Here is a 12,185-nt window from a genome sequence, read left to right on the forward strand (position 1 = left end):
GGGCCCGGCTGTCGGGCCGCCCATCGGCATACTGCTGGCCGGCGCCGGTGCGGGCTCGTCGCCGGGGGTGTCGAGCAGATAGCCGCTGCCCAGCGCCCGGGTGAGTTTGGCGTGGTCCTCGTCGGTCAGGGCACCCTCGTCCACGATCTGCTGAATCTCGGCGATCTTGTTGCGCAAGAACAGCAGGAACTGCCGCTCACCGGCCGGCGTGCTCAGCGCGATCACCGGGTTGTTGATGGCCTCGATGAGCTGGCGCTGGATGTCCTGCAACCGGGCGCGCCCGGACACGGTGGTGGCATGCGCGGTCAGGATGGCTTCGGCGAGTTGTATTTCGGCCGAACGCATTCCGGAGTAATCGCTGCGCAACTCGGACTGCAGGGTGCGCACCGCATCGACGGCAATGCCGGACAGCGCGGTAGCGGGTGGTGTCACAGCAGCCCACCGCCGAGGTTGTCCTGCAGTTCGGGCCGCGGCGTGAAATCCTTCGGCAACGTCGGAGGCCCGACGCCTTCGAACAATTCCTGCGCGTGCGACAGCGCCGTCAGCACGTTGCTGACCTGTCCGAGCAGCCAGCCGTCCACGCCAACCCCTTTCGTCGCAAGCCAGCCTAACCCGCAGTAAGGACCCCCTTTCGCGGCAATTCGTGGTCGATCGCTAGGCGTCGAGGTCTTGCTGGACCAGCTCGGCGATCGTCTCGAGGGTCTCCTCGTCGTCGGAGTGCACGGTCACCTGCGCGCCGTTTCCCGCGCCCAGCGCCATGATCATCAGCGCCGAACCGGCATCGACCGGTGCACCGCCATCCATCGAAAGCGTGACGGGTACACCGGCGTTCACGACGGCTCCGGCGATGATGGCCGCTGGCCGCGCGTGCAGGCCGATGGCCGAACCGACGATGACGGTCTTGGCGGGCATGGGATCTCCCTCGCGTGCGCTTCGCCGATCAATTGCTGTAATCATGCTTCACATGACCGCCTCCTCTCCGGCGGGCTCGGTGCTGCGTGGCGTGCCGGTGGTGGCCGGCGTTGGGTACGCGCCGGTCATCCGGCCCGGCCGACTGCCGGTGCTCGATGACGCGGCTCCGGAGTTGGACGAGAGTGACCGCCCCGCCGAGGTGGCCCGGTTCACCGCGGCAGCCGGCGTCGTCGCCACCCGGCTACGCGACCGCGCCGCGCATGCGACCGGCGCGGCATCGGAAGTCCTGGCGGCAACCGCGACGCTGGCGCAGGACCGGGCCTGGCTGGGGGCCGCCGAGAAGCACATCAACGGCGGCACCCCCGCGGTGCAGGCGGTGATGGCGGCCGTCGATCGATTCGTCGGCCTCTTCACCCAACTCGGCGGCCTGATGGCCGAACGGGTCACCGACCTGCGCGACATCCGCGACCGGGTCATCGCCGAACTCAGCGGGCTGCCCGAGCCCGGCGTCCCGGTGCCGGCCATCCCGTCGATCCTGTTGGCCGACGACCTCGCCCCGGCCGACGTCGCCGGCCTCGACCTCACGCTCGTCGTCGCGATGGCCACCACGCTGGGCGGGCCGACCAGCCACACCGCGATCATCGCGCGCCAGCTCGCAATCCCCTGCGTCGTCGCGGTCGACGGACTCGACGCGGTCGCCGCCGGCGCCATGGTCCTCGTCGACGGCGCCCTGGGCACGGTCACGGTGTCGCCCGATCCCAAGGTGGCAGCCGACGCGGTGGCCGCCGCGGCGCGCGAGGCCGAACTGGCCGCGGACTGGACCGGGCCGGGCGCGACTTCCGACGGGCACACCGTGTCGATCCTCGCCAATGTTCAGGACGGTGCCGCCGCCCGAGCCGCCCGCGACACCCCGGCCGAAGGCGTCGGCCTGTTCCGCACCGAACTGTGCTTCCTCAACCGCGACACCGAGCCCACCGCCGATCAGCAGGCCCAGATCTACGGGGAAGTGCTGGAGGCATTCTCCGGACACAGGGTGGTCATCAGGACGCTGGACGCCGGCTCGGACAAGCCACTGAAATTCGTCGGGAGCCACCAGGAGGCCAATCCGGCGCTGGGCGTGCGCGGCATCCGGATCGCCGAGGGGAACCCCGGGCTGCTGGAGCGGCAGTTGCAGGCCATCGCCGCCGCGGCCGAGCGCACCGGCAACCCGCCGTGGGTGATGGCGCCGATGATCGCCACCGCCGATGAGGCCAAACTCTTTGCCGCGCAGGCTCGTTCGCACGGGCTCACCCCGGGGGTGATGATCGAGGTGCCCGCGGCGGCGCTGCTCGCCGACCGCATCCTCGAACACGTCGACTTCCTGTCGATCGGCAGCAACGACCTGGCCCAGTACACGATGGCCGCCGATCGCATGTCGGCCGATCTCGCCACCCTCACCGACCCCTGGCAGCCCGCCGTGCTCGCGCTGGTCGCCATGGCGGTCCGGGCCGGCGCCGCGGTCGGCAAGCCCGTGGGCGTGTGCGGGGAGGCGGCGGCGGATCCGTTGTTGGCGTGCGTGCTGGCCGGCCTGGGGGTGACGTCGCTGTCCGCAGCGGCTGCGGCGGTCAACGGCGTCGGGGCCAAGCTCGCGCAGGTCACGCTGCAGCAATGCCGTGACGCGGCCGATGCCGTGCTCGTGGCCGACAGCGCCGCCGACGCCCGGGCGGCCGCCCTGGCCATGCTCGCCTGACTTGTGGCGAGGCCCGTTGATCACAGCCCCGCGAGAAAGCGAGATTGTCCAAGGATAAAGCGGCGCCGACCAGGCGACTTATTTGTCTATCACACTTGACTAGAAACAGTCTAGCGGACTAGACTACCTTCCTGGCGAAGGAGGAGAAGTCCACGGCGCCCACGTCGTGGTCCCGACCGGCCACCGGATGATCTCGCCGGGCATCGTCCGCAAGGTCGACCAAGCCATCAAGCAGAGCAAGGGGAAGTGATGTACGAGTTCAAGATCGAAGTCACCCGCGACGGCCGCTGGTGGATGATCCACATCCCCGAAATCGACGGCCTCACGCAAGCTCGCCGTCTCTCCGAGGCCGAAACGATGGCCCGCGAATACATCGCTCTCGACCGAAGCATCCCCTTCAACGAGATCAAGGTCGAAACCGCCAGCGTTCGCATGGGCGAACCCGAATTTCGGGAGCTTCTCGACGCCGCGCGCAGCATAAGGAATAGGCGCGCGCACGCTCAGCGACTTGAGCACGAGGCGCTAAGGGATGCTCAGCAGTTCGCCCACATGCTCACCACCTGTGGTGTGCCTGTCCGCGACATCGCCGAACTACTCGACATCTCACCTCAACGCGTCAGCCAACTCGCCAACAGCCGCAGCCTGTGACGGTAAGCGATGAAGCCAGTCCACTGCCGCCGCACCCGCGGCCTCCGACACCGAACGCCCGGTGCGCTCGATCAGCACCGGGCGGCAAGCCCATCCGCGAGCCGGTGGTCGCCTACGGCCCGTTCGTGATGAACTCCAAGTCCGAACCGATCCAGGCACTGAGGACTTCAATGCCGGAAAGTTCGGCACCATCCCACCTGACGCGCTGATGCCGCCCACCGCGCGCTGACCGTCACATGCGGGCCGGTTCGGCCTCAGCCTGCTGCGGGTAAACCAGCTCGAGTTCACCGAGCGCGGCCGCGACGGTCACCAGCGGCATCGCCGCGGACACCGCCATTTCGTCGCCGCCGGACTCGGCCCGCAGCGCACACACGAACTCGTCACTGATCGGCGTCCAGGGCTGCGCGGGATCCAACCTGCCCGCCAGCAGATCGCGGATCGCGTTGACGTGGCGCTCCAGCACCTCACGAACCATCGGGTACGTCCCCAGTGGCGGCGGGGTGGGGATGTCGACGATCAGGTCCGCCGCCGAGCGCAATCGGATCGCACGGTTGAAGGAGCGCACGATCGGCGCGCGGAAGTCCGTCGGCCCGCCACTTTCCGAAAGGTATTGCCGCACTGCGTCATCCGCCACCCGAGACGATGCGATCGCATCGTGGCTCAGGGTGGCCACCTTGTCCGCCATCTCCTCGTACGCGCCGCGAGTGATCCGCAGCACCGCCGCCTCGAGGTATCTCGCAAAGACACCGCGCGCCGATTCGATCGCCGCCGCCGCCGAGGCGGTCGCGCCCCTGGGCCACAGCAGCACCGACACCATCACGCCCACGAGTGCGCCGACCACCACGTCCTCCACCCGGATCAGTCCGACGCTCCACCCGGTCGGATCGACCAGGTTGAAGAAGATCAGCACCATCATGGTGAAGGCGGCCTGGCCCGCCGTGAACGATGCGATCTCGGGCACATACGCCGACCCGAACACCACGACCGGCATCAGGATCCACAGCACTTCCGAATCCACACCGACGACGCCGATCAACAAGGCGCCGAGGACGAACCCGATGCCGGTGCCCAGCACCGCGCGCACCGTCTTGGTGCCGGTGGTCAGCGCGCTGCTGCGCAGCACCGACAGCGCGCCGAGCACCACCCAGAAGCCATGCTCCACCGGATAGAGGTGGGTGACCGCGACCGCCAACGCGAGGCCGAGACCGGTGCGCAGACTGTTGCGCACCGCCACCGAACGGCCGGACAGAAATCCGGAGGTAGTCGACGTGACCGCGGCGGTCTCCGGGATCAGCCGGTCCGTGGCGGTAGTGGGCGGCAGCCGTCGCCCCAGCGCCCTGGCCCAGACCGGGCGGGCGTCGGCCGCGGCAGCCGCCGCGATCACTCGGCCGGTCGCTCCGATGGTGGCGGCGATGGTGCGGCGATTCAGCAGTTCCCGTCCCAGCGCAGTGGCGGCATCGTCGTCGCGCGCGCCGAGAATCGCGACGATGTCCTCCCGGTAGCGTCCCCGCGCCACCGACCGCAGTTGGGTCAGCGCGGCTTCCAGATTCGCGCGGTCGGTCGTCCGATCGGCGACCCGGGTTTGTCGAAGCACCGCGGCCGAGCAGCGCAGCACCCGCACTCCTGGTGCCTGCATGTCTCGCAGCGCCGGGCCGGCCTCGTCGCTCACCCGGTCGGCGAGCCACTCCAGGTCCTCGACCACCCGCACCAGCGCCCGGCTGCCGGCGGTCAGCCCGACCGGCCGGAAATCCGCGCCCAGAAAGTTTTCCCGCAGTGCATACATCGCATCGGCGACCTCGCTTCGGGTCGCCTTGCCCTCGAGCCGGTCGGCCAGCGCCCCGACGGCCGCGGCCGCGTGTCGACGCAATTCGCCGTGGTGGCGCGGCGGGAGCAGGAACAGCGCGGCGGGTACACACACGGCCAGCGCGATGGCCCAACCCAGCAGCCGCTCATCGATCGGTCCGGTCGGTGTGCACGCCGGCAACACAAACGTCAGCAGGGTGGCGCGCTGCCCGGCGGCGATCGTCTCGCTGAGCACACCCGCGAACGTGACGGCGACGCCCAGCAGGAACATCAGCGCCACCGACAGCCACGCGTGCGGTGCGACCCACGTTCCCAAGGTGATCAACACCGCGCCATTGATGCCCAGGCCCGCGTAGGCCAGCGCGCGGTTCTGCCGGTTGCCGGGAAAGTCCGCGAGCACCATCAGCGCGAACGACCCGAAGATGGTGAATAGCGGTGTCTGGGAGCCGCCCCCGACCGCGAAGCCAAGCGCCGCGGCCAGCGGCACGACCACCGCCGCCCGGACCGCGCGCCGCAGCGCGTCGAACTCGCGATCGCGGTGATGGATCCGGTTCACCGCCCGGCGTCCCAGGGCGGCCGGGCTCAGCATGGCCGCCCTATGCCGCTGGCCGCCGCGCTAGTCATCGGTGGGAACGGAAGCGAACCGACCATCATCGAGTGCGTCGGTGAGCTGTTTGGCGATCCACGCCAGCGCCTCGGTGTCCCGCGGGAGGGTGGCCTGTTCGTATCCGACCACTAGGTAGACGGCCCACCGGGCGAACATCTGCGCTTGGTGATGGTTCTGCAGGATCTCCAGCGCGGACTGATACATGATGTCGAAGCGCTGTTGGTCGACCTGGACCTGGACGGCGTGCACGTGGGGATCCACCGAACTCCACGCTCGGATCGCCGCCTCGGCGCCGTGCGGGAGTGCCAGGCCGACCTGAACGAGGCCGTCGATGCGGCGCCGCGGGTCTGGCTCGTTTCGAGAGAATTCGATGGCGACAACCGTTCGCTCCCGCATCCAGTTCTCTACGAGCTCGCGGGTGTAGGCCGGCCAGCCAGAAAAGTAGTGATAGAACGACCCGGTCGTGACGCCGAGGCGGTTACACACCTCGGCCAGCTTCAGTCCGCCGTAGCCGAGATCGGACAGTACGTCGAGGCCCGTCTCAAAGTAGGACTCGCGCGAAACGACGCCCGCCATGGGACGGAACATTAACCCCTTCGGATGCTGAAAACGTCTCGAGTGTCACCCGTGCGACCGGCCGGTACCGACCGCCGGTTACCGCACCTTTTACTGATAGTTTGCTGAGCGATCACTCAGATTCGGTATTTTGCAAAGCCGCTACGTGACCTGTGGCACAATATTTACCATGCCGCATACGGCAAGCCGGGGGCCCGGTCGTCCACCAGCAGCGAAGGCTGCCGAAACACGTGAGCGCATTGTGCGCGCCGCTCGCGAGGTATTCAGCGAACTTGGCTATGACGCCGCCACCTTTCAGGCGATCGCGATCCGCGCCGACCTGACACGGCCGGCGATCAACCACTACTTCGCCAGTAAACGGTTGCTGTACCGGGAAGTAGTCGAGCAGACGAATGCGATGGTGGTTAGCGCGGGTATGGCGAGGGCGCAGGGCCAGACCAGCCTGCTCGGTCGACTGTCGGCGTTCTTCTCGGCCGCAATGCAGGCCGACTCGGAGGATCGGTCGGCCGCGGCCTTTCTGGTCACGTCCGTGCTGGAGTCGCAGCGGCATCCCGAGCTGAGCCAGGACGAGCACAATTCACTGCAGAACTCGCGGGCGTTCGTGTCGTGGGTGGTCAACGACGCGATCGAAAAGGGCGAGCTGACCACCGACACCGATGTCCCGCAGCTGGTCGAGATGCTGGTCGCGGTGATGTGGGGAATGGGCTTCTATGCCGGGTACGTCGGCTCACACAATGAGCTCGAGTCCATCGTCGACAAGCTCGAGCTGCTGTTGGCGAACAAGCTCTGGAAGCTGGCCGAGTAGTGACCTGGGTGACATAGCCCACTCCAGCATCCAGCGTGTTGTTGCGCGCCCGACTCGAGCGGAGGCAGTGAGCTGCTCGCGCTGCTGAATCGGGCCCTTATGGCGACCCAACCGGGTGGTTAGGATCGGTTATTCCTCGGGTCAGGAAGGACCTCCACCATGACCACCGATTCAGCTCCCGGCACCGCCCCTTCGGTGCCCGCCCCGGTCGCGCCTGACATCGCGGCCACCGTCGCCCGGCTGCGCGAGACCTTCGCCACCGGCCGAACCCGCAGCATCGAGTGGCGCAAGCAGCAGTTGAAGGCGCTGGAGAGGTTGGTGGTGGAGAACGAACCGGCTATCGCCGAAGCTTTGGCGCAGGATCTCGGCCGCAAACCGTTCGAGGCGTGGTTGGCCGATATCGCCAGCACCGCCGGCGAAGCCGCCGACGCCGCCAAGCACGTCGGCAAGTGGACCCGGCGCAACCACCGGCTGCTCGAGCTGTCGCAGCTGCCCGGCCGTGGCTGGGTCGAGTATGAGCCGTACGGCACCGTGCTGATCATCGGCGCGTGGAACTTCCCGTTCGCCTTGACGCTGGGACCGGCTGTCGGTGCGATCGCCGCCGGGAACGCCGTCGTCCTCAAACCGTCCGAAGTCGCACCGGCCTCCTCGGCCGTGATGGCCGAATTGGTGCCGAAGTACCTCGACAACGACGCCATTGCGGTGATCGAGGGTGACGGTGCGGTCAGCCAGGAGTTGATCGCGCAGGGCTTCGACCGGGTGCTGTTCACCGGCGGCACCGAGATCGGCCGAAAGGTGTACGAAAGCGCGGCGCCGCATCTGACCCCGGTCACGTTGGAGCTGGGCGGCAAGAGCCCGGTGATCGTCGCCGACGACGCCGACATCGATGTCGCGGCCAAGCGGATCGCCTGGACCAAGCTGATCAACTCCGGTCAGACCTGCATCGCCCCCGACTACGTGCTGGCGGACGCCAAGATCCGCGACAAGCTCGTCGACAAGATCAAGGATGCCGTCACCGAGTTCGAGTCCGGCGAGACCGGGAAACGCATCGTGAACCGGCGGCACTTCGACCGGCTGACCGCTTCGGTGGCCGAAACCAAGGGCACCATCGCGATCGGCGGTGGTTCGGACGCCGAGTCATTGCAGATCCAGCCCACCGTCGTCGTCGATCCCGATCTCAACGAGCCGCTGATGAGCGACGAGATCTTCGGGCCCATCCTGCCGGTGGTGACTGTCCAATCCCTGGACGAGGCAATCAAATTCGTGAACTCGCGGCCCAAGCCGTTGGCCGCCTACCTGTTCACCAAGACCAAGAAGATCCGCGAACGGGTGATCAAGGAGGTGTCCGCCGGCGGCATGCTGGTCAACCACCTCGTCTTCCAGTTCGCCACGACCAAGCTGCCGTTCGGCGGCGTCGGACCGTCGGGCATGGGCGCATACCACGGCAGGTGGGGCTTCGAGGAGTTCAGCCACAAGAAGTCGGTGATGACCAAGCCGACCCGACCCGACTTAGGGGCGATGATCTATCCCCCGTATACAGAGAAGGCGTGGAAGCTGGCGCGCAAGCTGTTCTGACCAACACCGTGCGCCTGCCCTAATCGAGGAGAGGAACACCAGTGCCAGGAGTGCAGGATCGCGTCATCGTCGTCACCGGGGCCGGCGGCGGGCTCGGGCGCGAGTACGCGTTGACGCTCGCCAAAGAGGGCGCCAGCGTCGTGGTGAACGACCTCGGCGGTGCGCGTGACGGCTCCGGCGCGGGTTCGGCGATGGCCGACGAGGTGGTCAAGGAGATCAAGGACGCTGGCGGTCGCGCGGTGGCCAACTACGACAGCGTGGCGGAGTCCGAGGGCGCCGAGAACATCATCAAGACCGCGCTCGACGAGTTCGGCACCCTCGACGGCGTGGTCAGCAACGCGGGCATCCTGCGCGACGGCACCTTCCACAAGATGGAGTTCGCGAACTGGGATGCCGTGCTGAAAGTGCACCTGTACGGCGGCTACAACGTGATCCGCGCGGCGTGGCCGCACTTCCGCGAGCAGAGCTACGGCCGGGTGGTCGTCGCCACCTCCACCAGCGGCCTGTTCGGCAACTTCGGCCAGGCCAACTACGGCGCCGCGAAGCTGGGCCTGGTCGGGCTGATCAACACGCTGGCGCAGGAGGGCGCGAAGTACAACATCAAGGCCAACGCCGTCGCACCGATCGCGGCCACTCGGATGACCCAGGACATCCTGCCGCCGGAGGTGTTCGAGAAGCTCACACCGGAGTATGTGGCGCCGGTGATGGCCTACCTGGTCAGCGAGGAAAATCAGGAAACCGCAGCGGTTTTCATCGTCGGCGGCGGCAAGGTGCAGCGCGCGGCGCTGTTCCAGAACGACGGGGTCACGTTCTCAGACGGTGTGCCGACCGTCGACGACGTCGCCGCGAAGTGGGGCGAGATCACCGACCTGTCGGCGGCACAGCGGGCCACCTTCAGCCTCGGCTGACCGGCAACACATGAAAGCGCTTGTCGCGCGCGAACTTTCCGGGCCGACAGGGCTGGTATACACGGATATAGAAGATCCAGCCGATGTTGTCGATCAAAATTCGGTAGTCGTCGACGTTGCTGCGGCCGGCGTGAGCTTCCCCGACCTGTTGCTCCTGCGCGGCGAGTATCAGCTGCGGCTCGAGCCGCCGTTCATCCCGGGCACCGAGATCGCCGGAGTGGTGCGATCGGCGCCGTATGAGTCCGAATTCAAGCCGGGCCAGCGGGTGACGGCGATGGCCATGCTCGGCGGGTGGGCGGAACGGGTGGTGGTGCCACCGGCCAACCTCAAGCCCACCCCGGATGACATCGACGACGCCGAGTCCGTCGCACTGCTGGGCAACTACCAGACGATGTATTTCGCACTGGCCCGCCGAGGGGCCCTGCGGCCAGGGGAGACGGTGCTGGTGCTGGGATCGGCAGGTGGTGTCGGCACGGCCGCTGTTCAGATCGCAAAGGCATTGGGCGCCAAGGTGTTCGCCATGGTGCACCGGCCGCATGCGAAAGAGTTCGTAGAGTCGCTGGGTGCCGACATCGTGCTGCCGCTGACCGACGGCTGGCTAGCCGCGGTGCTCGAGCACACCGACGGCCGCGGGGTGGATTTGGTGGTGGACCCCATCGGAGGCGAGCCGTTCGACGACGCGATCCGGGCGCTGGCCACCGAGGGTCGACTGCTGGTGATCGGCTTTGCGGCGGGCGGGATCCCGACTGTCAAGGTCAACCGGCTGCTGCTGCGCAACGTCGCGGTCGTCGGCGTCGGATACGGCGAGTACGTCAACCGCAAGCCGGGATCCCAGTCGGTGTTCGAGTTCGGGGTCGCCGAATTGGTCAAAGCCGGGCTGCGGCCACCTCCGCCGGTGCGGTTTCCGCTTTCGGAGGGGCGGGCCGCGTTGCAGGGCCTGGCCGACGGCGGCGTGCTCGGCAAGGTCGTGCTACAGCCGTGATGGTGATGAGCGCTTGCGCGAAGAACAAACGATGAAGCCTCGAGCGCTGGCCTTCGACGTGTTCGGGACCGTCGTCGACTGGCGCTCCAGCGTCATTCGCGAAGTTGAGGAGTTCGGCCGGAGCCACGGCATTCAACAGGATTGGCCGTCGTTCGCCGACAACTGGCGTGCCGGCTATGCGCCTGCGATGGACCGAGTGCGCCGCGGCGAACTGCCCTGGACGCGAATCGACGACCTGCACCGCATGATCCTCGAGGACCTGCTCGGCGCGGTGGGAGTCACGTCGGTCTGCAGCGAGGACGTCGATCACCTCAACCGTGCGTGGCACCGGCTCGACCCGTGGCCGGACAGCGTTGCCGGCCTGACCCGGCTGAAGGAACGGTTCATCATCACCACGCTGTCGAACGGCAACATGTCGCTGCTGACCAACATGGCCAAACGCGCCGGGCTGCCGTGGGACTGCGTGATCTCGGCCGAGTTGTTTCATCACTACAAGCCGGATGCGGAGGCATATCTCGGCTGCGCCGACCTGCTCGACGTGCCGCCGAATGAGCTGATGCTGGTAGCCGCCCATCCCGGCGACCTACGGGCGGCGCGCGGCGCGGGCCTGATGACGGCGTTCGTCGCCCGGCCGCTCGAGCACGGCCCAGGTCGGCGACCAGGGACGGTTGAGCGTGGCGAATTCGACGTCACGGCAACGGATTTTCTCGACCTTGCCGAGCAGCTACGACCATGACGCGTAGATTCGTTTCGTGACTACCGCCGGGATCGTTCTCGTAGCGCTCGCCATAGCGGTCGGTCTCATCGGCATCGTGGTGCCGGTGCTGCCCGGGATACTGCTCGTTTACGCTGCGGTAGTGGTCTGGGCAGTCGTCGAGCACAATGCGGTGTCGTGGGTGACGCTAGGTATCGTCACAGCGCTGCTGGCGGCCACCACACTGATCAAGTACATGTGGCCGGTGCAGCGGATGCGGCGCGCCGACGTGCGCACGAAGACCCTGTTGGCCGGCGCAGTGCTCGGCATCGTCGGGTTCTTCATCATTCCGGTGCTGGGCCTGGTGATCGGTTTCGTGCTCGGCATCTACCTGGCCGAGTTGGCGTCCCGGCGGGACCAGCGACTGGCGTGGACGTCGACGGTGCACGCGCTCAAAGGCGTTGCGCTGTCGGTGGGTATCGAGCTGACCGGCGCGCTGCTGGCGACCGTGGTGTGGGTGGCCGGGGTCTTCTTAACCCAATAGCGCGGCACGCAGCTCCTTGACGTCGTCGATCGTCACGCCCGCGGCGTCGAGGTAGCCCCGCAGTCCGCCGTAGTCCTGCTCGATTGTCCGGTGTGCCGCGTCCAGGTATTCCTCCCGCACGCCGAGCACCTCGTCGGTGAGCCGGGCTTCGGCGAAAGTGACGGTCTCCGGCGTCTCCGATCGGTCGCGGACCGACTCGAGGATCCGCTCCCGCAGCGGGGCGACGGCGGCATTGCTGCGCAGGAAGTCGGCCAGGATCGCGTCACGCTCCACCCCGAGCGTCTCGAGCACGGTCGCCACCGTGAAACCCGTGCGGTCCTTGCCGGCGAAGCAGTGCGCGATGACAGGGCGGCCATCCGCGAGTAGCGAAATCACTTGCCGCACCGCTCGCCTGGCACCGCC

14 protein-coding genes and 1 pseudogene are annotated in these 12,185 nt (G+C 67.6%); 9 read left to right on the forward strand and 6 right to left on the reverse strand.

Annotation, left to right across the window (positions count from 1 at the left end; genetic code table 11):
- The 3 genes from ACRDU5_RS23435 to ACRDU5_RS23445 all read right to left on the reverse strand — a co-directional run.
- The coding region (locus ACRDU5_RS23435; protein WP_526617380.1) for a DUF4226 domain-containing protein at nucleotides 1-432 on the reverse strand (432 nt) is incomplete at its 3' end.
- Entirely contained in the window at nucleotides 429-581 is a 153-nt protein-coding gene (locus ACRDU5_RS23440; protein ID WP_526617381.1) for a hypothetical protein, read from the reverse strand. The genes ACRDU5_RS23440 and ACRDU5_RS23435, both read right to left, overlap by 4 nt.
- Nucleotides 582-654: 73 nt before the next feature.
- Complete coding sequence (locus ACRDU5_RS23445; protein ID WP_526617382.1) at nucleotides 655-912, reverse strand: HPr family phosphocarrier protein; 258 nt, start codon at nucleotides 910-912, stop codon at nucleotides 655-657.
- Between the two features lie 52 nt (nucleotides 913-964).
- Between ACRDU5_RS23445 and ACRDU5_RS23450 the strand changes: the two genes are divergently transcribed.
- The 3 genes and pseudogenes from ACRDU5_RS23450 to ACRDU5_RS23460 form a co-directional block, all read left to right on the forward strand.
- Nucleotides 965-2,641, forward strand: a complete 1,677-nt coding sequence (locus tag ACRDU5_RS23450) for a phosphoenolpyruvate--protein phosphotransferase (RefSeq protein WP_526617383.1) — start codon at nucleotides 965-967, stop codon at nucleotides 2,639-2,641.
- 249 nt (nucleotides 2,642-2,890) lie between these two features.
- Complete coding sequence (locus ACRDU5_RS23455) at nucleotides 2,891-3,289, forward strand: HicB family toxin-antitoxin system (RefSeq protein WP_526617384.1); 399 nt, start codon at nucleotides 2,891-2,893, stop codon at nucleotides 3,287-3,289.
- An 80-nt stretch (nucleotides 3,290-3,369) separates the two neighbouring features.
- Nucleotides 3,370-3,518, forward strand: a pseudogene (locus tag ACRDU5_RS23460) (pirin-like C-terminal cupin domain-containing protein); the annotation flags it as partial.
- 3 nt (nucleotides 3,519-3,521) lie between these two features.
- Here the strand turns inward: ACRDU5_RS23460 and ACRDU5_RS23465 are convergent.
- Together ACRDU5_RS23465 and ACRDU5_RS23470 are read right to left on the reverse strand one after the other, a co-directional pair.
- Nucleotides 3,522-5,681 carry an FUSC family protein gene (locus ACRDU5_RS23465; protein WP_526617385.1) on the reverse strand — a complete coding sequence of 720 codons (2,160 nt, stop codon included), beginning with the start codon at nucleotides 5,679-5,681 and terminating at the stop codon, nucleotides 3,522-3,524.
- A 27-nt stretch (nucleotides 5,682-5,708) separates the two neighbouring features.
- The gene (locus ACRDU5_RS23470; protein WP_526617386.1) at nucleotides 5,709-6,275 is read right to left on the reverse strand and encodes a TetR/AcrR family transcriptional regulator; all 567 of its coding nucleotides are present in this window, start codon (nucleotides 6,273-6,275) and stop codon (nucleotides 5,709-5,711) included.
- Between the two features lie 169 nt (nucleotides 6,276-6,444).
- Here ACRDU5_RS23470 and ACRDU5_RS23475 point away from each other — a divergent pair, with 169 nt between their 5' ends.
- The 6 genes from ACRDU5_RS23475 to ACRDU5_RS23500 all read left to right on the forward strand — a co-directional run bounded on the left by ACRDU5_RS23475 (nucleotide 6,445) and on the right by ACRDU5_RS23500 (nucleotide 11,783).
- Nucleotides 6,445-7,080 carry a TetR/AcrR family transcriptional regulator gene (locus ACRDU5_RS23475; protein WP_526617387.1) on the forward strand — a complete coding sequence of 212 codons (636 nt, stop codon included), beginning with the start codon at nucleotides 6,445-6,447 and terminating at the stop codon, nucleotides 7,078-7,080.
- 159 nt (nucleotides 7,081-7,239) lie between these two features.
- A complete protein-coding gene (locus ACRDU5_RS23480) occupies nucleotides 7,240-8,655 on the forward strand; it encodes an aldehyde dehydrogenase family protein (protein WP_526617388.1) in 1,416 nt (471 codons plus the stop codon).
- A 41-nt stretch (nucleotides 8,656-8,696) separates the two neighbouring features.
- On the forward strand, nucleotides 8,697-9,563 hold the full coding sequence (locus tag ACRDU5_RS23485; RefSeq protein WP_526617389.1) for an SDR family oxidoreductase: 867 nt from the start codon (nucleotides 8,697-8,699) through the stop codon (nucleotides 9,561-9,563).
- Nucleotides 9,564-9,573: 10 nt separating this feature from the next.
- Nucleotides 9,574-10,545 (forward strand): NADPH:quinone oxidoreductase family protein, encoded by a 972-nt coding sequence (locus ACRDU5_RS23490; protein ID WP_526617390.1) that lies wholly within the window; start codon nucleotides 9,574-9,576, stop codon nucleotides 10,543-10,545.
- 31 nt (nucleotides 10,546-10,576) lie between these two features.
- Entirely contained in the window at nucleotides 10,577-11,281 is a 705-nt protein-coding gene (locus tag ACRDU5_RS23495; RefSeq protein ID WP_526617391.1) for a haloacid dehalogenase type II, read from the forward strand.
- A 16-nt stretch (nucleotides 11,282-11,297) separates the two neighbouring features.
- The gene (locus ACRDU5_RS23500) at nucleotides 11,298-11,783 is read left to right on the forward strand and encodes a DUF456 family protein (protein ID WP_526617392.1); all 486 of its coding nucleotides are present in this window, start codon (nucleotides 11,298-11,300) and stop codon (nucleotides 11,781-11,783) included.
- On the opposite strand, the gene ACRDU5_RS23505 is transcribed toward ACRDU5_RS23500, so the two are convergent.
- Nucleotides 11,772-12,185, reverse strand: a 414-nt coding sequence (locus tag ACRDU5_RS23505) for a tyrosine-protein phosphatase (protein ID WP_526617393.1), incomplete at its 5' end; no start/stop codon positions are given. The genes ACRDU5_RS23500 and ACRDU5_RS23505 overlap by 12 nt on opposite strands.

Source organism: Mycobacterium sp. (assembly GCF_050701515.1).
Taxonomy (GTDB): domain Bacteria; phylum Actinomycetota; class Actinomycetes; order Mycobacteriales; family Mycobacteriaceae; genus Mycobacterium.

Excerpts from the sequence above, each read along its gene's own strand:
- ACRDU5_RS23445 (WP_526617382.1), bottom strand. The coding sequence starts at position 912 with ATGCCCGCCAAGACCGTCATCGTCGGTTCGGCCATCGGCCTGCACGCG.
- ACRDU5_RS23450 (WP_526617383.1), top strand. The coding sequence starts at position 965 with ATGACCGCCTCCTCTCCGGCGGGCTCGGTGCTGCGTGGCGTGCCGGTG.
- ACRDU5_RS23455 (WP_526617384.1), top strand. The coding sequence starts at position 2,891 with ATGTACGAGTTCAAGATCGAAGTCACCCGCGACGGCCGCTGGTGGATG.
- ACRDU5_RS23465 (WP_526617385.1), bottom strand. The coding sequence starts at position 5,681 with ATGCTGAGCCCGGCCGCCCTGGGACGCCGGGCGGTGAACCGGATCCAT.
- ACRDU5_RS23470 (WP_526617386.1), bottom strand. The coding sequence starts at position 6,275 with ATGGCGGGCGTCGTTTCGCGCGAGTCCTACTTTGAGACGGGCCTCGAC.
- ACRDU5_RS23475 (WP_526617387.1), top strand. The coding sequence starts at position 6,445 with ATGCCGCATACGGCAAGCCGGGGGCCCGGTCGTCCACCAGCAGCGAAG.
- ACRDU5_RS23480 (WP_526617388.1), top strand. The coding sequence starts at position 7,240 with ATGACCACCGATTCAGCTCCCGGCACCGCCCCTTCGGTGCCCGCCCCG.
- ACRDU5_RS23490 (WP_526617390.1), top strand. The coding sequence starts at position 9,574 with ATGAAAGCGCTTGTCGCGCGCGAACTTTCCGGGCCGACAGGGCTGGTA.
- ACRDU5_RS23495 (WP_526617391.1), top strand. The coding sequence starts at position 10,577 with ATGAAGCCTCGAGCGCTGGCCTTCGACGTGTTCGGGACCGTCGTCGAC.